This window comes from Streptomyces sp. CA-249302, from assembly GCF_050936785.1.
Lineage (GTDB): Bacteria > Actinomycetota > Actinomycetes > Streptomycetales > Streptomycetaceae > Streptomyces.
The window spans coordinates 6021754-6043972 of sequence record NZ_JBNJMG010000001.1 but is presented as its reverse complement, the minus strand read 5'-3'; the positions used below and the strand labels follow the sequence as shown (position 1 = coordinate 6043972).

The window sequence follows — 22219 nt, the reverse complement described above, 5'->3', positions numbered from 1 at the left end:
TCACGGGGTGGCGACGATCACGAGGACGTCGTAGACCTCCTCGACGGTGCCGTCGGGGAAGGTCTGCAGCAGGCGTTCGCGTTCCTCGGCGAGGAAGGCGTCCGTCCTCTCCTCGTCCTGGACCAGGAAGATCGAGTGGCTGCCGACGTTGGCGAGGTGGGTGTCGACGGGGACCTCGCGGCTCCAGCGGACGATGCGATGGGAGTGGGCGGGGACATCCGGGACGCCCTTGAAGGCGAGCGCGCTCCGCAGCTCGGAGGCGCCCTGCTTGTTGTTGTGCTCGCCGCGGAAGTGGGCGCGGATGCGGTCGGCCTGCTCGGTGATCCACGGGACGTCGGCCGGGTCCATGTTCCACCACAGGGCCAGCGCCCCGCCCGGGCGCAGCACGCGCCGAGCCTCGGGCACCGCGCGGGCCGGCTCGGTCCAGTGCCACGCCTGGGCGTAGGTGACGAAGTCGACGGAGGCGTCGGCGAGGGGGAGGGAGTTGCCGTCGCCGCGGACGATCGGGACGTCGGGGAGGGTGCGGCGGAACTCGGCGGCCATTCCGTCACCGGGCTCCACCGCGACCACCTCGGCACCGCGGCCGTGCAGCAGCGCGGTGGCTATCCCGGTACCGGCACCCACGTCCGCGACCCGGGCACCGGCGAGGGGGCGACCGGCGAGCTCCTCGATCGCGTCGAAGAGGGCGGGCGGGTAGGAGGGGCGGTTGGCGGCGTACTGGGCCGCGGCGGCATTGAAGGAGTGGGCGCGGGTGGTGCCGGAGGGGGCCGTCATACGGCCATGGTGGCGCAGTTGGGTGCAGGGGGCAGTGAGTTTTTGGTGAGAGGGGGCGGGGACTGGAGCGGCCCTAGGGCTGATCTGCATCCGGGCAGACGGGAATTGCCGGACAGGCCCTGGGTCGGACACGGCCTAGGAGCGGCGGCGCTTCTTCGACGGGTTGCCGGTGCGGCGGGTGGTGCGCTTCTCGTACTGCTGCGCGGCCGTCTCGTACTCCTCGCGGTGGAGTTTCTCGCCAGGGGCCTCGGTGAGGGAGCGGAAGAAGTAGGCGAGGAGGGAGCCGACGAAGCCGATGGCCAGGAGGCCGCGGAGGGAGGCCTGGCGGTCGGGGTCGGGGCGCTTGGCGAAGGAGTCCCAGGTGTTGCGGAAGGCGAGCGCGCTGCAGATCGCGAACATGGCGACGACGAGGATGTTGACGAAGGCGCCGGTGTCGGCGATCTGGAGGCCCTCGTAGGCGAAGCGGAGGACGAGGCAGGAGGCGATCGCGGCGGCGAGGGACCCGGCGGCTGCGCCGATACGGCGGGGGGTGTAGCCGTTGTCGTGGTCCACCCAGGTGGTGCCGAAGAAGCGGATCGGTTCTGGGCGGGGGCCGGTGGAGCCCGCCGGGGGTGCCGGGGTGCCGTTTTCGTCGCTCACGGGACGATTATGGCTCCGGGGCGGAGGCGGGCTCCTTGCCGGGTCACTCGGTCAGGAACAGCGCGAGGCCACGTACCCGTCGCTGCCCGTGAGGACATAGGCGTCCGAGACGAACTCGCCGTCGTCGATGTTGTCCCAGATGTTCGACGTGCCGTAGGGACCGGAGACCGTCGTGCCCGGGGTCTGGCAGAAGATCGGCACCTTCGCGCCCTCGGGCAGGACGCGGACGATGCCGTACTGGGTGCCGGGGCCGCGGCGGACGTTGAGACGGACACCCGGTGCTACCGGGTAGTAGTGCAGCGCCTCCGCCGCGACGGCCGCCGTCGCGACGGTCTCGCCCTCGTCGCTTCCGGCCTCGTCGACCTGGTCAACAGACATGAAAAACCTCCCCCGTTGAGCCCCATGAATCCCATGGGGTCCCGTTGATTCCCCTAAAACACGCCATGAAACACATGTACGCAACTCGCACGCGAACGCTAGCAAGCCGCCTCGGTCTCGTACGAGTAATCGACTAGGCTCCGTGCGTCGCGCGCGCGGACGAACAGCACGGGGGTGGTTCCATGGCGCCACAGCACAACAGCGGAGCTGGCGCGGAAGCGGAACTTCCCGAGTACGCCGGTCACTACCGCCTGGAGTCCTGCCTGGGCTCCGGCGGCATGGGCGTCGTACATCTGGCCCGGAGCACCTCCGGGATGAAGCTCGCGGTGAAGGTCGTACACGCCGAATTCGCCAAGGACCCCGAGTTCAGAGGGCGTTTCCGGCAGGAGGTCGCGGCCGCGCGGCGGGTCAGCGGCGCTTTCACCGCGTCCGTCGTCGATGCCGACCCCGAGGCCGAACGGCCCTGGATGGCCACCCTGTTCATCCCCGGCCCGACCCTCTCCGACCACGTGAAGCGGAACGGGCCGATGCCCCCGGCCCAGCTGCGCAGGCTGATGGCCGGACTGGCCGAGGCGATGCGGGACATCCATCGCGTCGGCGTCGTGCACCGCGATCTGAAGCCGAGCAACGTGCTGCTCGCCGAGGACGGCCCGAAGGTCATCGACTTCGGCATTTCTCGGCCAAAGGACAGCGAACTGCGCACCGAGACCGGCAAGTTGATCGGGACCCCGCCCTTCATGGCGCCCGAGCAGTTCCGCCGGCCCCGGGAGGTCGGCCCCGCCGCCGACGTCTTCGCCCTGGGCTCCGTACTGGTGCACGCGTCGACGGGCCGGGGCCCGTTCGACTCCGACAGCCCGTACGTGGTCGCCTACCAGGTCGTCCACGACGAGCCGGACCTGACCGGCGTACCGGAAGACCTCGCTCCGCTGGTGCTGCGCTGCCTCGCCAAGGAGCCCGAGGACCGGCCCACTCCCGACGAGCTGATGCGGGAACTGCGCTCGGTCTCGGCCTCGTACGACACCCAGGCGTTCATACCGGCGCAGCGGACGGGCGATGTGCCACCGGTTCCCGAACCCCGTGTCGAGGAGGCCGAGGAGCCGGAGCAGCCGCCCAAGCGGCGGCGCCCGCGCGCCAGGGCGCTGCTCCTCGCCGGGGCGGCCCTCGTCCTCGTGGCGGGCGGTGTGCTCGCCTCGGTGCAACTACTCGGCGGCGAGCCCGGTCCCGCGAAGGGTTCGGCGTCCCCCACCTCCCCCACGGCGTTCCACGCGTGGACGGCGAAGCCGGTGTCCGACAGCAAGGGACAGGCGCGGTGCTCGTACGGCGCCGGGAAGCTGCTCTGCACCCGGCCCGGAGCGGTGTTCGCCCTCGATCCGACCGACGGCGAGTTGCTGTGGCGGCACTCGGTCGGTACGACGCAGTACAGCGCTCCGCCGGTCGTGTCGGGCGGGTTGGTGCAGCCCCTCGCCGACCACGGCCGGCGTCTGGAGGCGCTCGACCCCGCCTCGGGCAAGGTCCGTTGGACCCGGAACGGGCTGGCCTACGAGTCGGTGCAGCGGGTCGGGAGCGTGCTCCTGCTGACCCACGCGGACGGCACGGTCACCGGCATCGACAGCGCGTCCGGCGGCGCGTTGTGGTCCCGGTCGATGCCGGGAGCCGGCCCGCCGACCTTCCACTCCTTCACCGGCGACCCCCTGGCCTACCTGACGAGCGTCTCCTCCGACGGCGCGAGGACGCGCGTCATCGCCGTGGACCCGGTGACGGGCGACGTGCGGTGGGACGTACGGCTGGACGGCTCGCTTCAGGCGGTCGGAACCGCCGGCGGCTCGGTCTTCTTCCTGGCGGACGACCCGGTCTACGGGGACACCCAGGCAGTGGTCCGCTACGACCCCCGGTCCAGGTCGACGCACCGGGTGACCCTGCCCGTCCGCCGTCCGAGCGCCCACGCCACCGTGCACGGCGACGTCGTCTATCTGCTCGCCGCCGGCGGCTCCCTGGAGGCCGTCGACACCACCTCGGGCAAGCAGCTGTGGAACCTCGAGACCTCGGTGAGCCGGGGCTCGGCGCCGGTCGTCGACGACGGTCACGTGTACTTCAGCGCCCCCGACGGGCGACTGCTCGCGGTGGACGCCCGCAAGGGCACCCTCGCCGGCCAGACCCCGGCGCGCCTCGGCACGGACACCGGCCAGACCGTGACCGCCGCCCTCCCCCAACCCGTCCTCGCCGACACCCACATCTACGCCACCGCCCCCGACGGCACCGTCTTCGCCGTGGACGCCCGCAAGCCGGCCGACTGGTAGCCAGGAGCCGTAAGCGAGTACGAGTACGGCAAAGGGGCCGTCCCCGAAGGGACGGCCCCAGAAGACTCCCGGCTGCGTCAGCCCAGCTTCGACACGTCCCGCACCGCGCCCTTGTCCGCGCTCGTCGCCATCGCCGCGTACGCGCGCAGCGCCGCCGACACCTTCCGCTCGCGCGACTTCGGCGCGTACACGCCGCCCAGCGCGGCCTCGCGGCGCGCCAGTTCCGCGTCGTCGACCAGCAGCTCGATCGTGCGGTTCGGGATGTCGATGCGGATGCGGTCTCCGTCCTCGACGAGGGCGATCGTGCCGCCGGACGCCGCCTCGGGCGACGCGTGGCCGATCGACAGACCCGAGGTGCCGCCGGAGAAGCGGCCGTCGGTGATCAGCGCGCAGGTCTTGCCGAGGCCACGGCCCTTCAGGAAGGACGTCGGGTAGAGCATCTCCTGCATGCCCGGGCCGCCCTTGGGACCCTCGTAGCGGATCACGACCACGTCGCCGTCCGTGACCTGCTTGTTGAGGATCTTCTCGACGGCCTCCTCCTGCGACTCGCAGACGACCGCCGGACCCTCGAAGGTCCAGATCGACTCGTCGACGCCGGCCGTCTTCACGACGCAGCCGTCGACGGCCAGGTTGCCCTTCAGCACCGCCAGGCCGCCGTCCTTCGAGTACGCGTGCTCGGCGGAGCGGATGCAGCCCTCGGCCGCGTCCTCGTCCAGCGCCTCCCAGCGCTCGGACTGGGAGAAGGCCTCGGCGGAGCGGACGCAGCCCGGGGCCGCGTGCCACAGCTCCACCGCCTCCGGCGACGGGGAGCCGCCGCGCACGTCCCACGTCTTCAGCCAGTCGGCCAGGGACGGGCTGTGCACCGAGTGCACGTCCTCGTTCAGCAGGCCCGCGCGGTGCAGCTCGCCGAGGAGGGCGGGGATGCCGCCGGCGCGGTGCACGTCCTCCATGTAGTACGTGCGGTTCTTGGCGACGTTCGGAGCGACCTTCGCCAGGCACGGCACCCGGCGCGAGACCGCGTTGATCTCGTCCAGGCCGAACGGGACGCCCGCCTCCTGGGCCGCCGCCAGCAGGTGCAGGATCGTGTTGGTCGAGCCGCCCATGGCGATGTCGAGCGCCATCGCGTTCTCGAAGGCGGCGAAGGTGGCGACGTTGCGCGGCAGGACCGTCTCGTCGTCCTGCTCGTAGTAGCGCCGGGTGATGTCCATGACCGTCCGGGCGGCGGCCTCGTACAGCCCCCGCCGAGCCGTGTGGGTGGCCAGGACCGAGCCGTTGCCGGGGAGGGAGAGGCCGATGGCCTCGGTCAGGCAGTTCATCGAGTTGGCCGTGAACATGCCGGAGCAGGAGCCGCAGGTCGGACAGGCGTTCTCCTCGATACGGAGGATGTCCTCGTCCGAGATCTTGTCGTTCACGGCGTCGGAGATCGCGTCGACCAGGTCGAGCGTACGGACCGTGCCGTCGACGAGGGTCGCGCGGCCGGACTCCATCGGGCCACCGGAGACGAAGACCGTGGGGATGTTGAGCCGCAGAGCCGCGTTCAGCATGCCCGGCGTGATCTTGTCGCAGTTGGAGATGCAGATCAGGGCGTCGGCGCAGTGCGCCTCGACCATGTATTCGACGGAGTCCGCGATGAGGTCGCGGGAGGGGAGGGAGTAGAGCATTCCGCCGTGGCCCATCGCGATGCCGTCGTCCACGGCGATCGTGTTGAACTCGCGCGGGATGCCGCCGGCCTCGACGATCGCCTCGGAGACGATCCGGCCGACCGGCTGGAGGTGGGTGTGGCCCGGCACGAACTCCGTGAAGGAGTTGGCGACCGCGATGATCGGCTTTCGGCCGATGTCCGCGCCGGGTACACCGGAGGCTCGCATAAGGGCGCGGGCGCCCGCCATGTTGCGGCCGTGGGTGACTGTGCGGGACCTCAGCTCGGGCATCGTCGCTCGCTCCTTCAGAGACGGTCGTCAGAGACTTCAGAGACGGTCGTAAGAGACTTCTGACTGGTAACGAGCGTACGCCCGTCATCCAGGGGTCGGGACGGACTGTCCGGAATGCGGGACGATCGTCTCGCGAATCCGGGGCTCACGGCCCGGTCAGATGCCCCTGCACCACCGGCGCCACCCGCGCGATCACCTGCTCCACGTCGGCCGACGCCAGCGGCTCGATCTTGATCACGTACCGCAGCATCGCGCACCCCACCAGCTGCGCCGCCGCCAGCTCGGCCCGCAGCTCGGCGTCCGGCTGGTCGAGCTGCGCGGCGACCCGGCGCAGCAGCTGGGAGGCGACCAGGCGGCGGAAGACGGCGGCCGCGGCCTCGTTGTTGACGGCGGAGCGCACGATCGCCAGCAGGGGCGTACGGGTCGTGGGGTTCTCCCAGACGCCGAAGATGAAGCGGGTCAGCCGCTCGCCGACGCCGTCCAGCGGGCCCTCGGCCAGCGCCTCCGGCGCGCTCAGCGCGGGCGCGAAGGCGACCTCGATGGCCGCCTCGAAGACCTGCTCCTTGGTGCCGAAGTAGTGGTGCACCAGCGCGGAGTCCACACCGGCCGCCTTCGCGATCCCCCGCACGGACGTCTTCTCGTACCCGCGTTCGGAGAACTCCTCGCGGGCCACGCTCAGGATCCGGTCCCGGGTGTCCGCGGACTCGACCCGGGTACGGCGGCCGCGGCGCCGGGCGGCGGTGTCGGTCACGGCCGGGGCACCTTCGCGGCGGAGGCGAGGTGGAGCCGGGTGAAGGCCAGCGCCTCCGCCAGATCGGCCTCTCGTTCGGCGCCGGACATCGCGCGCCGGGTGTTGACCTCGATGACGACATGGCCGTCGAAACCGGTCAGGGCGAGACGTTCCAGCAGCTCGGCGCAGGGCTGGCTGCCGCGGCCCGGGACGAGGTGCTCGTCCTTCGCCGAGCCCTTGCCGTCCGCGAGGTGGACGTGGCCGAGCCGGTCGGCCATGCGGTCGACCATGTGCATCGCGTCCGAGCGGGCCGTCGAGGCGTGGCTGAGGTCGATCGTGAAGTGACGGTAGTCCTCCTTCGTCACGTCCCAGTCGGGGGCGTACGCGAGCATCTCGCGGTCCCGGTAGCGCCACGGGTACATGTTCTCGACGGCGAACCGCACGTCCGTCTCGTTCGCCATCCGCCAGATCCCGGTCACGAAGTCACGGGCGTACTGGCGCTGCCAGCGGAACGGGGGGTGTACGACCACCGTGGTCGCCCCCAGCTTCTCGGCCGCGGCCTGGGCGCGCTGGAGCTTGACCCAGGGGTCGGTGGACCACACGCGCTGGGTGATGAGCAGACAGGGGGCGTGGACGGCCAGGATCGGGATCTGGTGGTAGTCGCTCAGTCTGCGCAGCGCCTCGATGTCCTGGCTGACCGGGTCGGTCCACACCATGACCTCGACACCGTCGTACCCGAGGCGCGCGGCGATCTCGAAGGCCGTCGCCGTGGACTCCGGGTACACGGAGGCCGTGGACAGCGCGACCTTCGCATCCGGGATGCACACGGGGGGCTCCGCCATGCCGACAGGTTACGGGGTGCGGTGGGTGGGGTGGGGTGCGCCTATTCGCCGTTGTGGGGTTCGCCACGGGCGGGTGCGGGTGATTTGTGGTTGCTCGCGCAGTTCCCCGCGCCCCTTAAGGGGCGCTACACCGAGCCCATGTGGTCAAGGCGACGCAGGATTACGCCCTCCCTGAGCGCCCACGGGCAGACCTCCAGGCTCTCCACGCCGAACAGGTCCATCGCGCCCTCTGCCACCAGGGCGCCCGCGAGGAGCTGACCGGAGCGGCCCTCGGAGACACCCGGCAACTCGGCCCGCTGCGCCGCCGACATGCCGGCCAGCTGCGGGACCCACGCCTCCAGGGACTCGCGCTTCAGTTCGCGCTGGACGTACAGGCCCTCCGTCGAGCGAGCCGCCCCGGCGATACGGGCCAGCTGCTTGAAGGTCTTGGACGTGGCCACCACATGGTCGGGGGCGCCGAAGCGCGTGAACTCGCCCACCGTGCGGGCGATCTGGGCGCGGACGTGGCGGCGCAGGGCCCTTATCGACTCCGGGGCCGGGGGTCGCCGGGGAGCCAGCCCGCCGTTAGGCGGCCGGCGCCCAGCGGCAGCGACACCGCGGCGTCGGGTTCCTCGTCGATGCCGTAGGCGATCTCCAGGGAGCCGCCGCCGATGTCCAGGACGAGCAGCTTGCCCGCGGACCAGCCGAACCAGCGGCGGGCCGCGAGGAAGGTGAGCCGGGCCTCCTCCGCGCCGGTGAGGACCTGGAGCTCGACGCCGGTCTCGGCCTGCACGCGCGCGAGGACGTCGTCGGCGTTGCTGGCCTCGCGCACGGCGGAGGTCGCGAAGGGGAGGAAGTCCTCGACGCCCTTGTCCTCGGCGGCCTGGAGGCACTCCTGGACCACGTCGATGAGTTTCTGGACCCCTTCGGGGCCGACCGCCCCGTCCTCGTCGAGGAGTTGGGCAAGGCGCAACTCCGCCTTGTGCGAGTGCGCGGGCAGCGGGCGCGCGCCGGGGTGCGCATCCACCACCAGCAGATGCACCGTGTTCGATCCAACGTCGAGGACACCGAGTCTCATGTACGGAACGCTACTGCCACCTGGGCGGTCCTCCGTATTCGATGGGGCTCCCGGAGCCTTACGCTGGTCCTGTGCCAAAGACGAAAACGGCGAAGACCGACAAGTCGGCAGGGCGAGCCAAGTCCGCCAAGGGTTCCGCGAAGGACTCCGCGCAGGTGACGGCGGAGAAGCCGGCGAAGCTGTCGAAGAAGGCCCGGGAAGCGGACGAGAAGGGCCTCGACTTCGCGCGCGCATGGGTGGAGTTCCCGGATCCGGCGGACGACGAGCAGGTCTTCCGGTGCGATCTGACATGGCTGACCTCCCGCTGGAACTGCATCTTCGGCAGCGGCTGCCAGGGCATCCAGGCGGGCCGCGCGGACGACGGGTGCTGCACCCTTGGCGCGCACTTCTCGGACGAGGACGACGAGAAGCGGGTCGCCGGGTTTGTGGCGAGGCTCACGCCGGAGATCTGGCAGCACCACGACGAGGGCATGGAGCACGGCTGGGTCTCGGAGGACGAGGACGGCGACCGCCAGACCCGCCCGTACAAGGGCTCGTGCATCTTCCAGAACCGGCCCGGCTTCGCGGGCGGCGCGGGCTGCTCGCTGCACATCCTGGCCGTCAAGGAGGGCCGCGAGCCCCTGGAGACCAAGCCCGACGTGTGCTGGCAGCTCCCGGTCCGTCGCACGTACGACTGGATCGACCGCCCCGACGACACCCGCGTGCTCCAGGTCTCGATCGGTGAGTACGACCGCCGGGGCTGGGGTCCGGGCGGCCACGACCTGCACTGGTGGTGCACGTCGGCGACCTCGGCGCACGGCGCGGGCGACCCCGTGTACGTGTCCTACCGGCCGGAGCTGACCGAGCTGATGGGCAAGGCGGGCTACGACCGTCTCGTGGAGCTGTGCGAGCAGCGCCTGGCCTCGCAGCTGCCCCTGCTGGCCCCGCATCCGGCGGACCCGGTCGACTGAGGTCATCAGGGTCTACGGCGCCTGCGGCTACGTGGCCGACGGGCTCGGGTCGCCGCTGTCGCCGGACGGCGGCGGCGAGCTCCCCGGGTCGGACGGTGCGGGATCGGTCGGCGTCGGGCTCGGGTCGGACGACGAGGGCGGGTCGCTCGGGGTCGGGTCCGAGGGCGCCGAGGTCGTGGGCGTCGGATCGGGGCCGGACGACGGCGGGCCGCCGGGGCGGGTCGGGTGCGGGCCGGGGTCCGGGGGTCGGAGGGGCTGGGCGCGGTGCCGTAGCCGTCGATGGAGACGACGGCGCCGGACGGTGAGATCGCCACCTTCGCGTGCCAGTGGCCGGAGGGCTCGCGCAGATGGTCGACGTACACCTTGATCGTGAACGACCTGCCCGGCGCGAGGGTTCCCGAGGACTGGCTCAGGTAGAGCCAGGAGTCGCCGGTGGTCGCGGACCAGCGCACGGGCTCGGAGCCGGTCGCGGTGAGGGTGATCAGCGTGGTGTCGCCGCTGTTGCCGGCCGACACGTCGAGGTGTCCGGCGCCCTTCCAGCCGAGGCCGGTGACGCTGATGACCTCCACGGAGACGTCGGGCTTGTCGCCCTTGCCGAAGCGGCCGCCGGGCCTGGTGCTGGCGTTCCCGGCGTTCTCGTAGCTGCCGCCCGCCGCCTCGCCGTCGAGGCTGCCGGGCCCGTGCGCCTCGCTGGCGGTGGCGGAACGCCCGTCGGGTCCCTCACCGGCGGGCGCGCCCCGGTAGGCGGCCCAGAGCGCGAGTACCGGAGCCGCCACCACGGTCGCCACGACGGTGGTCGTGACGGCACGCGCGCGTAGGCGATCGCGCCGCGCCGCACGGTCCTTGGGGTCCATCGGAAATCCGCGCCGGTCGAACCTCGGCGCCGCCGCTCCACGCGCGCGTGGGTGATGCGCCATGGCGACGTGCAGGGCCGCGCGGGGCGCCTCCAGGACGGACAGCTCGGCCGGGGTGACCAGCGCGCCGGGCCAGCGGCCGGGGATCGCGCGCTCGGCGCTGCGGCGGCACTGCGGGCAGTCGTCGACATGCCGGACAAGCTCCTTGCGCAGGGCCGCGCCGAGCACCAGCTGGTTGTCGCCGGTGAGCCGCGCGACGCTCGGGCAGCCGCCGGTCTCCACGACGGCAAGCGCGGCCCGGGTGCGCTCGACCTCGCAGGCGGCGGAGGCGAGCAGCTCGCGCGCGCCCGCGAGGTCCATGCCGAGGACGGCGGCGACCTCGTGGGCGGCGAGATGATGCCGTACGGCCAGCTCCAGCGCCTCGCGCTGCTCCGGGGTGGTGCCGGCGGCCTCCGGCCAGGCGAGCAGGGCGAGTTCGCGCCGGCGCTCCTCCTGGACCTCGTCCGAGACCGGCGGGGCGGCGGGCCGGGCGGCGGGCCCGTGTCTGCCCGCCGCGTGCGTGGCCTGACGTTTCTGCTTGGCCTCGGCGAGCTTGCGCAGACAGGCCCAGCGGGCCAGCGCGTACAGCCAGGCCCGCCGGTCGCCGGACGCCTCCGGGCCACCGCGCTTCTCGGCGAGCACGAGGACGTCGCCGAGCGCCTCGGTGGCCGAGTCGTGGTCGCACAGCACGGACAGGCAGTAGGTGAACAGCCCGTCCAGATACGGCTCGTAGCGCGCGGGCGGCCGCTGCGCCAACGTGCGCCCCGCGGCACGGTCGCGCGCCTCCCGGCGCGCCCGGTGTGCGCCGGTGGTGCGGGTCGAGGTCTCCGGACTGCTGCTCATCATCCGTGGACCGTAGGCGCCCGGGAGCAGGCCCTTCTGCCCCCTTGAGCACATTTACTCCGTACGGGTGAAACGATCCCTCATAAGGGGACAGGAACCCTTCATTCCGTGGCTGGTTCAGGGCGTGAGTGGCCTGTTAGCACCGGTGACGGTCTCCGGGGACGCGCACCCCCACCCGTCCGTACCCGCGATGTCAGTGCCCCCGGTTACCGTTCTCGACATGGCTGCCCGCACCAAGACCACCAAGGACCGTCCCTCCTACCGCTGCACGGAGTGCGGCTGGCAGACGGCCAAGTGGCTCGGCCGCTGCCCCGAGTGCCAGGCCTGGGGCACGATCGAGGAGTACGGCGCGCCCGCGGTCCGCACCACGACACCGGGCCGCGTCACCACCTCCGCGCTGCCCATCGGCCAGGTGGACGGCCGCCAGGCCACCGCCCGCTCCACCGGCGTCCCCGAGCTGGACCGCGTGCTCGGCGGCGGCCTGGTCCCCGGCGCGGTCGTACTGCTGGCGGGCGAGCCCGGCGTCGGCAAGTCGACCCTCCTGCTGGACGTGGCCGCGAAGTCGGCGAGCGACGAGCACCGCACCCTCTACGTCACCGGTGAGGAGTCGGCCAGCCAGGTCCGCCTCCGCGCCGACCGCATCAAGGCCCTCGACGACCACCTCTACCTCGCGGCCGAGACCGATCTGTCCGCGGTCCTGGGCCACTTGGACGCCGTGAAGCCGTCGCTGCTCATCCTGGACTCCGTACAGACCGTGGCCTCCCCGGAGATCGACGGCGCCCCCGGCGGCATGGCGCAGGTCCGCGAGGTGGCCGGCGCGCTCATCCGCGCCTCCAAGGACCGCGGCATGTCCACCCTCCTGGTGGGCCATGTCACCAAGGACGGCGCGATCGCCGGCCCGCGCCTCCTGGAACACCTCGTGGACGTCGTCCTGAACTTCGAGGGCGACCGCCACGCGCGCCTGCGCCTGGTCCGCGGCGTCAAGAACCGCTACGGCACCACGGACGAGGTCGGCTGCTTCGAACTGCACGACGAGGGCATCACGGGCCTCGCCGACCCGAGCGGACTTTTCCTGACACGACGTGACGAACCGGTCCCCGGCACCTGTCTGACGGTCACCCTGGAGGGCCGCCGCCCGCTGGTCGCCGAAGTCCAGGCGCTCACCGTCGACTCCCAGATCCCCTCCCCCCGCCGCACCACCTCCGGCCTGGAGACCTCCCGCGTCTCGATGATGCTCGCGGTCCTGGAGCAGCGTGGCCGGATCAGCGCCCTCGGAAAGCGCGACATCTACTCCGCCACAGTCGGCGGAGTGAAGCTCTCCGAGCCGGCCGCGGACCTCGCGATCGCCCTGGCCCTGGCCTCCGCGGCGAGCGACACTCCCCTCCCCAAGAACCTGGTCGCGATCGGCGAAGTGGGCCTCGCGGGCGAGGTCAGACGGGTCACGGGCGTGCAGCGCAGACTCTCCGAAGCACACCGTCTGGGCTTCACGCACGCGCTTGTACCGGGCGATCCCGGCAAGATCCCTCCCGGCATGAAGGTGCTGGAAGTCGCCGACATAGGGGACGCCCTGAGAGTCCTTCCTCGCTCCCGTCGCCGAGACGCCCCACAGGACGCGGAGGACCGCCGGTAGACTTTGCCCTGGTCTCGCCCGTCCGTGCGAAGAAAAACCGCGACACGGGGGCGTCCCAGAACCTGCGACCGGAGGAGTGCAGTGGCAGCCAACGACCGGGCGGCAGCTCCCGGAAAGTCCGGCGGGAGTTCCGGTGCCGATGGCCTGATGCGCGCCTCGCTGAGCGCCGTGGCTCCCGGCACGGCGATGCGTGACGGGCTGGAACGGGTACTCCGCGGCAACACCGGCGGACTAGTCGTGCTCGGCTTCGACAGAACGGTCGAGGCCATGTCCACGGGCGGTTTCGTCCTGGATGTGGAGTTCACGGCGACCCGCCTGCGCGAGCTGTGCAAGCTCGACGGCGGCATCGTGGTCTCCTCCGACCTCTCGAAGATCCTCCGCGCGGGCGTCCAGTTCGTCCCCGACGCCACGATCCCCACCGAGGAGACGGGCACCCGCCACCGCACGGCGGACCGCATCTCGAAACAGGTCGGCTTCCCGGTGGTCTCCGTCTCCCAGTCCATGCGCCTGATCGCCCTGTACGTGGACGGCCAGCGCCGCGTCCTGGAGGACTCGGCCGCGATCCTCTCCCGGGCCAACCAGGCCCTCGCCACCCTGGAGCGCTACAAGCTCCGCCTGGACGAGGTGGCCGGCACTCTCTCGGCCCTGGAAATCGAAGACCTCGTAACGGTCCGAGACGTCTCAGCCGTAGCCCAACGCCTGGAAATGGTCCGCCGCATCGCGACAGAGATCGCCGAATACGTCGTAGAACTGGGCACGGACGGCCGCCTGCTGGCCCTCCAGCTGGACGAGCTGATCGCAGGCGTGGAGCCCGAGCGCGAACTGGTGGTCCGCGACTACGTCCCCGAGCCCACCGCCAAGCGCTCCCGCACGGTCGACGAGGCCCTCTCGGAACTCGACGCCCTCACCCACGCGGAGCTCCTCGAACTCCCCACGGTGGCCCGCGCATTGGGCTACACGGGCTCCCCCGAGGCCCTGGACTCGGCGGTCTCCCCGCGAGGCTTCCGCCTGCTGGCCAAGGTCCCCCGCCTCCCCGGCGCCATCATCGACCGCCTGGTGGAACACTTCGGCGGCCTCCAGAAACTCCTCGCGGCCAGCGTCGACGACCTCCAAACGGTCGACGGAGTGGGCGAGGCCAGAGCCCGAAGCGTGCGAGAGGGCCTCTCCCGCCTGGCGGAAAGCTCCATCCTGGAACGCTACGTATAACCACTGACCGCCCTCCACTTACGGACGCCCCCGTTCAGCCCCACCCGCCCCAAACCCGCACATACGCTCGAACGCGGCCCCGGGACCGACCCGGCATGGCCACACCCGAGGGGGCACCTTGACCAGCATGTCCAGACGCTCGCTGCTCGGCTACTCCGGAACGACGGCGGCAGGCGCACTCCTGGGCGCCGGCACCTCCGCGCAGGCGGCGGCCGACAGCGACACGGCAACCACCGACTTCCCCGCGAACACCGAGTTCAGCGGAGGCTCCACCCTCCCCGACCCCGTCTACAGCGAGGGCGCCGGGCACGTGAACCTCACGTTCCGCCTGACCTGCGAAACCAGCGTCGCGGGCAGCAAGGTCGACCCCATCGACGTGGCGAACGCCCTCAACGAGTTCCTGGCCACCCGCGGCTGGCCGCCCATCACCTTCTACGGCACCCCGGCCCCCGCCGCCCTCAATTGACCCGACCGTCCTCAGTCGTCGTCAAGCACGAAGGACGTCTGCGCCTTGGCGAACCCACTCGCCGCCAGCTCCACCAGATAGGTGCCCGCCCCGGCCGACCCGGCCGGCGGCGTGGCGCACTGCGCCGCACTCGGCTTGCGATCCCACTTCACGGTGTAGGTGATGCTGCTCCCGGCAGGCGCCCGGAACAACAAACTCCCCGCGGTCTTGGGACAGTCGGCGGAGGACCAGTAGACGTCGTCACTGCTGTCCGACTGCGAGATCGTCAACACCGCACTCTTCGGCCCGAGATCGACCTTGCAGTCACTCGCGGACGAGTTGGCCGCAGTCACCAGCAACGTAGGCGTGTCCTCGGGCCCGTAGGAGTTGTGCAGACTCCGTACCGTCAACTTCACAGCACCCGCAGCACAGTTGGGCAACTCGGACCCCGCAGGAATCGTGTCGTTCTGCCCGACCCCACTCCCCGAACCACCAGCAGCAGCCCCACCCGAACCGGCACCCTCCGACCCACCGGAACCGGACGCGCCCGACGACCCCGAACCACCCGCGGAATCCGACCCGCTGGACGCCCCACCCGAGCCAGAGCCCCCACTGCTCGACTCGTCACGCCCACCCGGCGCCTGACTGATCGCGGGCCCCGAACTCGACGGCCCCGCAGTGATGGTGGGCGCGGGAGTCTTGCCGTTGGCCCCGTCGTCCTTCTTCCCGCCCCCACTACCGGTGGCGACGATCCAGACGATCAGCAGCGCCAACACGCCCAGGACAGACAGCAGTACGACCCTCCGGCGCCAGTAGATGGAGGAGGGAAGCGGCCCGACAGGATTGCGCAGAGATCCCACGGCGCAAACTGTACGAGAGATCGGCGACTTCGCTTGCCCCACCCGCCGCCGGCACATCAACTTTTCCGGATCATCATCCCGGTTGGTTCCCCGCACCCGCAGCCGCGAACGCACGGGAGCAGGTCGGGCCGTCCCACGCACCCGCAGCCGCTCTCGCACCGGAGCGGGTCGGGGCGGTACGGCGCAACCCGCCGCTTACGTGGCTAGTTGGGCTCGTTCCCCCCTTAACTCACAGCAGTACCGTCGGCGGCGGGTTCGCCGTACCGCCCCGACCCCGACCCACGACGCACCGCAGCGGTAACCGCGGCCCAACCACCACAGCGCATGGCAGGATCGGAAAGCCATGACTGCGCTCACGAACCCCCCCGAAGCCGCCGCCGCCCCGGCCGCCCTCCACTCCCCCGTCATCGACTGGTTCGACGACAACGCCCGCGACCTACCGTGGCGCCACCCGGACGCCGGCCCCTGGGGAGTGATGGTCAGCGAGTTCATGCTCCAGCAGACGCCGGTCAACCGCGTCCTGCCCGTCTACGAACAGTGGCTCTCCCGCTGGCCCCGCCCCGCCGACCTGGCCAAGGAACCCCCCGGCGAGGCGGTCCGGGCCTGGGGCCGCCTCGGCTACCCCCGCCGCGCCCTGAGGCTGCACGGCGCCGCCCTGGCCATAACGGAACGGCACGGCGGCGACGTACCCACCGACCACGCCCAGCTGCTCGCCCTCCCCGGCATCGGCGAGTACACGGCCGCGGCGGTGGCCTCCTTCGCCTACGGCCAACGCCACCCGGTCCTGGACACCAACGTCCGCCGGGTCTTCGCCAGAGCGGTCACCGGCGTCCAGTACCCCCCGAACGCCACCACCGCGGCCGAACGCAAGCTGGCCCGAGCCCTGTTGCCCGAGGACGAGCGCACGGCGTCCCGCTGGGCCGCGGCGTCCATGGAACTCGGCGCCCTCATCTGCACCGCCAAGAACGAGTCCTGCCACCGCTGCCCCATCGCCGCCCAGTGCGCCTGGCGCACCGCGGGCAAGCCCGAACACGACGGCCCACCCCGCAAGGGCCAGACCTACGCGGGCACGGACCGCCAGGTCCGCGGCAAGCTCCTCGCCGTACTCCGCGAAGCAACCAACGCCACCCCGCAGGCCACCCTGGACCGCGTCTGGCACGACCCGGTACAACGCGCGAGGGCCCTGGACGGCCTCGTATCGGACGGTCTCGTGGAGCCCCTCCCCGGTGGTTTGTATCGCCTGCCGTTGACGTAACGAGCCCGAACCTCACACCGCACCCCACCCCGCCACCTGCCCAAATACCCCCATACCGGAGCGATCCGGTGCCCGCGCTTACCCCGTCCCTACGTCCGTTACACAACCGACGGACAGCCGATTGCCAGCCGAGCGCTGCTTCGGACAGCCCCGTCACAAAGCCTCCGTAGCTTCATTCCCACGGAAGAGACCGACGGCGAACGGGCCGCCGGGAACGGGGATCAGGAGGCGGTTCGACATGGCGCAGGGCGAGGTGCTCGAGTTCGAGGAGTACGTCCGCACCCGGCAGGACGCGTTGCTGCGCAGCGCCCGCCGGCTGGTCCCGGACCCGGTGGACGCACAGGACCTGCTCCAGACGGCGCTGGTGCGGACGTACGGCCGCTGGGAGGGCATCGCGGACAAGCGCCTCGCGGACGCGTACCTCCGCCGCGTCATGATCAACACCCGTACCGAGTGGTGGCGGGCCCGCAAGCTCGAAGAAGTCCCCACCGAGCAGCTGCCGGACGCGAGCGTGGACGACTCCACCGAGCAGCACGCGGACCGGGCGCTCCTTATGGACATCATGAAAGTTCTCGCACCGAAGCAGCGCAGTGTGGTCGTACTGCGACACTGGGAGCAGATGTCCACGGAGGAGACGGCCGCCGCCCTCGGCATGTCGGCCGGAACGGTCAAGAGCACGCTGCACCGGGCGCTCGCCCGGCTCCGCGAGGAGCTGGAGAGCCGCGATCTGGACGCACGCGCGCTGGAGCGTGAGGAGCGGGAGCGGTGCGCGGTCTGACGGACTCGGGCCGGGGGACCTTGCAGGCGGCGTTCACGGCGGTGGCCGTGCTCGCCGCCCTCGCCCTGTTCGTCTCCGCCTGCGCGACCGGCGGCACCGGCGCCCGCGACGAGGGCCCGGCACACGCCGAAGCGGTGGCCGGTGCCGCGGCCACCCCCACGATCACCCCCAGCCCCTCCAGAACGACACGCGTGGACGCGGTCAAGCTCGTCAAGGACGACCCCGCGGTCTCGGCGGAGGTCAAACAGGAGCTGAAGCCCTGCGTCGCCGACGAGTACCCCGTCGACGTGTCGTACGGCGACCTGACCGGCGGTGCGGACGACGACGTCGTGGTGAACGTGCTGACCTGCGGGGACGCGGTGGGCGTCGGCTCGTACGTGTATCGCGAGGAGGACGGCCGGTACGAGAACGTGTTCCAGGCCGAGGCGCCCCCGGTCTACGCGGAGATAGACCGCGGCGACCTGGTGGTGACCAAGCAGGTGTACGAGAAGGGTGACCCGGTGTCCAGTCCCTCCGGCGAGAACGTGATCACGTACCGCTGGGCGTCGGACCACTTCACCGAGGAGTACCGCACGCACAACGACTACAGCAACGCCGTCGGAGGCGACGCGTCGTCACCCTCGTAAGAACTCGTATGGTCACCGTCATAAGAACTCGTATGGTCACCGTCGTAAGAAAGAGTGAACCGGGATGGCAGACCAGACCCACGTCCTGTTCGTCGAGGACGACGACGTCATCCGCGAGGCCACCCAGCTCGCCCTGGAGCGGGACGGCTTCGTGGTCACCGCGATGCCCGACGGTCTGTCGGGCCTGGAGGCGTTCCGCGCGAACCGCCCCGACATCGCGCTGCTCGACGTCATGGTGCCCGGTCTCGACGGGGTGAGCCTGTGCCGGCGGATCCGCGACGCGTCGACCGTGCCGGTGATCATGCTGTCGGCGCGGGCCGACTCGATCGACGTGGTCCTCGGCCTGGAGGCGGGCGCCGACGACTACGTGACCAAGCCCTTCGACGGCGCCGTCCTGGTCGCCCGGATCCGTGCGGTGCTACGGCGCTTCGGTCACGCGAGCGGCGGGGACAAGGCCGACGAGGACGCCCCCGAGGGCTCCGGCGGAGTGCTGACCTTCGGCGAGCTGGAGATCGACACCGAGGGCATGGAGGTGCGCCGGGCCGGTCAGCCGGTGGCGCTCACCCCGACTGAGATGCGGCTGCTCCTGGAGTTCTCCTCCGCACCGGGCACGGTCCTGTCGCGGGACAAGCTCCTGGAGCGGGTGTGGGACTACGGCTGGGGCGGTGACACGCGCGTGGTGGACGTCCATGTGCAGCGGCTGCGTACGAAGATCGGCCAGGACCGGATCGAGACGGTCCGTGGCTTCGGCTACAAGTTGAAGGCCTGAGCGGGGACATCAGGGACATGCGGGGGATCTTCCGGAACCCGGGGACCGGCGACACGGGCGGCATCCGCACCGGGCTGCGCTGGAAACTCAGCGCGGCCATCGCGCTGGTCGGCGCGCTGGTGGCGATCGCGCTGAGCCTGGTCGTGCACAACGCGGCCCGGGTGTCGATGCTGGACAACGCGCGCGAACTCGCCGACGAGCGGCTGCGGATCGCCCAGCGCAACTACGAGCTGTCCGGGCGGGCGAACTTCCCCGACATCGAGAAGGACGCCCCGGATCTGCCGTCGGCGCTGCGGGAGAAGGTCGCGGAGGGCCGGCGGGCGACGTACGTCACCGACCGGCCGAACGGCGCGCCCGACATCTGGGCCGCGGTGCCGGTCAAGGACGGGCACGTCCTGTCGCTGCACACCAACTGGACCGACCGCTCCACGGACATCCTCAACGACCTCGACCAGGCCCTGGTCATCGGCTCCATCGCGGTCGTCCTGGGCGGCAGCGCGCTGGGCGTGCTGATCGGCGGCCAGCTGTCGCGCCGACTGCGCAAGGCGGCGGCCGCGGCGAACCAGGTGGCCAAGGGCGAGACGGACGTACGGGTGCGGGACGCGATCGGCGGGGTCGTACGGGACGAGACCGACGACCTGGCGAGCGCGGTGGACGCGATGGCGGACGCGCTCCAGCAGCGCCTGGAGGCGGAACGCCGGGTCACGGCGGACATCGCCCACGAACTCCGCACACCGGTGACGGGCCTGCTCACCGCGGCGGAACTCCTGCCCCCCGGCCGCCCCACCGAACTGGTCCTGGACCGCGCGAAGGCCATGCGCACCCTCGTCGAGGACGTCCTGGAGGTGGCCCGCCTGGACGGCGCCTCGGAGCGGGCCGAGTTGCAGGACCTCCTGCTGGGCGAGTTCGTCACCCGGCGAGTGGCGGCGAAGGACCCGGAGATCGAGGTCCGCGTGGTGCACGAGTCGATGGTGACGACCGACCCTCGCCGCCTGGAACGCGTCCTGTTCAACCTGCTCGCCAACGCCGCCCGGCACGGCAGCCCGCCGATCCAGGTCACGGTCGAGGGCCGCGTCATCCGCGTCCGCGACCACGGCCCCGGCTTCCCGTCCGACCTCCTCGCCGAGGGCCCCAGCCGCTTCCGCACGGGCAGCGCGGACCGCGCCGGCCACGGCCACGGCCTGGGCCTGACGATCGCGGCCGGCCAGGCCCGCATCCTGGGCGCCCGCCTGACCTTCCGCAACGTCCGCCCGGCAGGCGCCCCGGACCACGTACGGGCGGAGGGCGCGGTGGCGGTCCTGTGGCTCCCGGAACACGCGCCGACGAACACGGGCAGCTATCCGATGATGCCGTAGGGCTTGGAGATGTCGGTCGCTCCAGAGCCCCGCCCCCTCACACCCCCGCGACCAGCAGCTCCTCCCCTCTCGACGGCCTGAACCCGTCCGTCCGCCCCGCGAAGTACCGCTGCTCCAGCTCAGCCGCCGCCACATGCCGGGCCTCGCGGAATCCCGTCTCCCGGGCGAGGGCGAGCATCTGCTCCGGCCGGTGGAAGCTGAGGAAGGGTGTCCCGGCCGCCCGGGCCCCGTTCATCGCGGCCCGCAGCTGCTCCCGCTGCTCAGGCTCGACGTCCTCGATCGGCCGCATGAAGGTCGTGACCAGCGTCGAGCCCGGAGCCAGCGTGGCGACCAGCCGGAAGGTGGCGGTGATCGCCTCCTCCGTGAGGTACATCGTGACGCCGGTGGAGGCCACGACCGCGGGCCGCCCGGGGTCGAGTCCGGCCGCGAGCAGCTGCCCCCACCAGTCGCCCTCGAAGTCGACCGGCACGAGCCGCAGCCACTCGGGAACACCGAGCCCGAGCTCCACCAGCCGCTGCCGCTTCCAGGCCTGCGGACCCGGCTGGTCGACCTCGAAGACCCGCAGCCCGCGCGCGCCGACGTCCGCCCGGCGCTGCGCGAAGGTGTCAAGCCCGGCACCGAGAACGACGTACTGCTCCACCCCTTCCCCCACCCGCTCCACGACCAGGTCCTCGACGAACCGGGCCCGCGCCACGATGGACGCCCGGGTCCGCCGCGTGGCCTCGACGTCCATGTCGGGCCGCTCACGCCAGCCCTCCCCCGGGTCCGCGATCCGCAGCCCGACCTCGTCCGCCACGACATACGGCGGCGCGTCGGCCAGCAGGTGCAGCGCCCGCCACAACGCGACCCGCACGGCGGTGTGTTCAGCCGCGACCGTCATCCGAAGTCCTTCGAGAAGTCCAGTTCCTCGCTGCGCTCGGTCAGCGAGTACCAGTTGCCGTTGTCGTCGCGGAAGATCGCCTCGATGCCGTACGGCCGCTCCTGCGGCGACTGCAGGAACTCGACCCCGCGCGCCCGGAAGGTCTCGTAGTCACCGCGGCAGTCGTCCGTACGGAACGCCCCCGCCCCCAACACCCCTTTGCCGACCAGCTTCTTCAGCGCCTCCGCGGACTCGGGGTCGAGCCCGGGCCCGTCGAGACTCATCAGCGCCAGCTCGACGCCGACCTGCCCTTTGGCGCCGACGGTGATCCACTTCATGTCCCCCATGGCGACCTCGTCCCGCACCTCGAAGTCCAGCTTCTCGGTGAAGAAGGCCTTGGTGCGCTGCTGGTCGAAGGTCCATACGGTGGTGATGCCCAGCCCGAGGATCATGGCTCCGCTCTCCCTGACTCGTCGGTGGTGTCCTGTTCGTCACCGTAGGCAGGGCGGGACTCCGGGCGCTTCTTCAAAGTTGCGGTGGGGAAGCCGCCGGCCCAGAGCATCGCGTAACACCCGGGTATGAGGGAGGCGCCGCTGCCGACATGCTTGGTCCGGTACTCGCTCGGCGTGAGCCCGGTCCGCGCCTTGAACCGTGCCGAGAAGGTGCCGAGGCTGCTGAAGCCGACCAGGTTGCAGATCTCGGTGACGCTGAGGTCGGCGCTCCGGAGCATCTCCTCGGCGCGCTCGATCCGGCGATGCGTCAGATACTGCCCGGGCGTCTCGCCGTAAGCCTCCTTGAAGGCCCGCAGAAAGTGAAACCGCGAGTACCCGGCATGCGCGGCAACGGCGTCAAGGTCCAGCTCAGGATCGGCCCAGTCCCGATCCATGGCGTCCTTGGCGAGCCGCAACTGCCGCATTTTGTCCATGTGCCGATGGTGGCACGGGGGTCTGACAATGGCGTCGGGCGGCAACTCCGGCCTGGGCTGGCAAATCCAGCCGGGGCCGGCAAATCCAGCCCGTCCGGCGTTTGAGGACGAGGCCCTTCGGGCCGAAGGGGGGTCTGGGGGCGCAGCCCCCAGCAGCGGCCCGCACCCGAACACGAC

20 protein-coding genes and 2 pseudogenes are annotated in these 22219 nt (G+C 71.4%); 10 read left to right on the top strand and 12 right to left on the bottom strand.

The window, feature by feature from the left end; translation table 11 throughout:
• The 3 genes from ACQEWB_RS27265 to ACQEWB_RS27255 form a co-directional block, all read right to left on the bottom strand.
• Positions 1-774 carry a class I SAM-dependent methyltransferase gene (locus ACQEWB_RS27265; RefSeq protein WP_432835401.1) on the bottom strand — a complete coding sequence of 258 codons (774 nt, stop codon included), beginning with the start codon at positions 772-774 and terminating at the stop codon, positions 1-3.
• 135 nt (positions 775-909) lie between these two features.
• The gene (locus ACQEWB_RS27260; RefSeq protein WP_432835399.1) at positions 910-1413 is read right to left on the bottom strand and encodes an EamA/RhaT family transporter; all 504 of its coding nucleotides are present in this window, start codon (positions 1411-1413) and stop codon (positions 910-912) included.
• A gap of 51 nt (positions 1414-1464) precedes the next feature.
• Positions 1465-1791, bottom strand: coding sequence for an SH3 domain-containing protein (locus ACQEWB_RS27255; RefSeq protein ID WP_432835397.1), 327 nt, complete (start codon positions 1789-1791; stop codon positions 1465-1467).
• A 182-nt stretch (positions 1792-1973) separates the two neighbouring features.
• On the opposite strand from ACQEWB_RS27255, the gene ACQEWB_RS27250 reads away from it, so the two are divergent.
• Positions 1974-4088 (top strand): serine/threonine-protein kinase, encoded by a 2115-nt coding sequence (locus ACQEWB_RS27250; RefSeq protein WP_432835395.1) that lies wholly within the window; start codon positions 1974-1976, stop codon positions 4086-4088.
• A gap of 77 nt (positions 4089-4165) precedes the next feature.
• On the opposite strand, the gene ilvD is transcribed toward ACQEWB_RS27250, so the two are convergent.
• The 4 genes and pseudogenes from ilvD to ACQEWB_RS27230 form a co-directional block, all read right to left on the bottom strand.
• Positions 4166-6019, bottom strand: a complete 1854-nt coding sequence (ilvD, locus tag ACQEWB_RS27245; protein ID WP_432835393.1) for a dihydroxy-acid dehydratase — start codon at positions 6017-6019, stop codon at positions 4166-4168.
• A gap of 145 nt (positions 6020-6164) precedes the next feature.
• On the bottom strand, positions 6165-6770 hold the full coding sequence (locus tag ACQEWB_RS27240) for a TetR family transcriptional regulator (protein ID WP_432835391.1): 606 nt from the start codon (positions 6768-6770) through the stop codon (positions 6165-6167).
• Entirely contained in the window at positions 6767-7591 is an 825-nt protein-coding gene (locus ACQEWB_RS27235) for a sugar phosphate isomerase/epimerase family protein (protein ID WP_432835389.1), read from the bottom strand. The genes ACQEWB_RS27240 and ACQEWB_RS27235 overlap by 4 nt, the downstream gene beginning before the upstream one ends.
• A 125-nt stretch (positions 7592-7716) precedes the next feature.
• Positions 7717-8648 (bottom strand): annotated as a pseudogene (locus ACQEWB_RS27230) (Ppx/GppA family phosphatase).
• Between the two features lie 71 nt (positions 8649-8719).
• On the opposite strand from ACQEWB_RS27230, the gene ACQEWB_RS27225 reads away from it, so the two are divergent.
• On the top strand, positions 8720-9598 hold the full coding sequence (locus ACQEWB_RS27225; protein WP_432835387.1) for a hypothetical protein: 879 nt from the start codon (positions 8720-8722) through the stop codon (positions 9596-9598).
• 27 nt (positions 9599-9625) lie between these two features.
• Here ACQEWB_RS27225 and ACQEWB_RS27220 read toward each other — a convergent pair.
• Positions 9626-11337, bottom strand: a pseudogene (locus ACQEWB_RS27220) (BACON domain-containing protein).
• A 217-nt stretch (positions 11338-11554) separates the two neighbouring features.
• Between ACQEWB_RS27220 and radA the strand changes: the two are divergent.
• The 3 genes from radA to ACQEWB_RS27205 all read left to right on the top strand — a co-directional run bounded on the left by radA (position 11555) and on the right by ACQEWB_RS27205 (position 14636).
• A complete protein-coding gene (gene radA / locus ACQEWB_RS27215; protein ID WP_432835385.1) occupies positions 11555-12964 on the top strand; it encodes a DNA repair protein RadA in 1410 nt (469 codons plus the stop codon).
• A gap of 81 nt (positions 12965-13045) precedes the next feature.
• Positions 13046-14170 (top strand): DNA integrity scanning diadenylate cyclase DisA, encoded by a 1125-nt coding sequence (gene disA / locus ACQEWB_RS27210; RefSeq protein ID WP_432835383.1) that lies wholly within the window; start codon positions 13046-13048, stop codon positions 14168-14170.
• A 127-nt stretch (positions 14171-14297) separates the two neighbouring features.
• The gene (locus tag ACQEWB_RS27205; protein ID WP_432835381.1) at positions 14298-14636 is read left to right on the top strand and encodes a hypothetical protein; all 339 of its coding nucleotides are present in this window, start codon (positions 14298-14300) and stop codon (positions 14634-14636) included.
• A gap of 11 nt (positions 14637-14647) precedes the next feature.
• Here ACQEWB_RS27205 and ACQEWB_RS27200 read toward each other — a convergent pair whose 3' ends face one another.
• Positions 14648-15475, bottom strand: a complete 828-nt coding sequence (locus ACQEWB_RS27200) for a hypothetical protein (RefSeq protein ID WP_432835379.1) — start codon at positions 15473-15475, stop codon at positions 14648-14650.
• A 343-nt stretch (positions 15476-15818) separates the two neighbouring features.
• Between ACQEWB_RS27200 and ACQEWB_RS27195 the strand changes: the two genes are divergently transcribed.
• The 5 genes from ACQEWB_RS27195 (at position 15819) to cseC (ending at position 20258) form a co-directional block, all read left to right on the top strand.
• Complete coding sequence (locus tag ACQEWB_RS27195) at positions 15819-16730, top strand: A/G-specific adenine glycosylase (RefSeq protein WP_432835377.1); 912 nt, start codon at positions 15819-15821, stop codon at positions 16728-16730.
• 238 nt (positions 16731-16968) lie between these two features.
• Positions 16969-17508, top strand: a complete 540-nt coding sequence (locus ACQEWB_RS27190; protein WP_360825904.1) for a SigE family RNA polymerase sigma factor — start codon at positions 16969-16971, stop codon at positions 17506-17508.
• Positions 17496-18134: a hypothetical protein gene (locus ACQEWB_RS27185; RefSeq protein WP_432835375.1), complete on the top strand. Its 639-nt coding sequence runs from the start codon at positions 17496-17498 to the stop codon at positions 18132-18134. Before ACQEWB_RS27190 ends, ACQEWB_RS27185 begins: the two co-directional genes overlap by 13 nt.
• 64 nt (positions 18135-18198) lie before the next feature.
• Positions 18199-18903 carry a two-component system response regulator CseB gene (gene cseB / locus ACQEWB_RS27180; RefSeq protein WP_432835372.1) on the top strand — a complete coding sequence of 235 codons (705 nt, stop codon included), beginning with the start codon at positions 18199-18201 and terminating at the stop codon, positions 18901-18903.
• Between the two features lie 17 nt (positions 18904-18920).
• The gene (gene cseC / locus ACQEWB_RS27175) at positions 18921-20258 is read left to right on the top strand and encodes a two-component system sensor histidine kinase CseC (RefSeq protein ID WP_432835370.1); all 1338 of its coding nucleotides are present in this window, start codon (positions 18921-18923) and stop codon (positions 20256-20258) included.
• Positions 20259-20295: 37 nt separating this feature from the next.
• Here cseC and ACQEWB_RS27170 read toward each other — a convergent pair whose 3' ends face one another.
• From ACQEWB_RS27170 to ACQEWB_RS27160, 3 genes are read right to left on the bottom strand one after another with little or no spacing between them, the layout of a single operon-like run.
• Positions 20296-21138, bottom strand: coding sequence for a class I SAM-dependent methyltransferase (locus tag ACQEWB_RS27170; RefSeq protein ID WP_432835368.1), 843 nt, complete (start codon positions 21136-21138; stop codon positions 20296-20298).
• Positions 21135-21569 (bottom strand): VOC family protein, encoded by a 435-nt coding sequence (locus ACQEWB_RS27165; protein WP_432835366.1) that lies wholly within the window; start codon positions 21567-21569, stop codon positions 21135-21137. The genes ACQEWB_RS27170 and ACQEWB_RS27165 overlap by 4 nt, the downstream gene beginning before the upstream one ends.
• On the bottom strand, positions 21566-22033 hold the full coding sequence (locus tag ACQEWB_RS27160; RefSeq protein WP_432844039.1) for a helix-turn-helix transcriptional regulator: 468 nt from the start codon (positions 22031-22033) through the stop codon (positions 21566-21568). The genes ACQEWB_RS27165 and ACQEWB_RS27160 overlap by 4 nt, the downstream gene beginning before the upstream one ends.
• Positions 22034-22219: the final 186 nt, after the last annotated feature.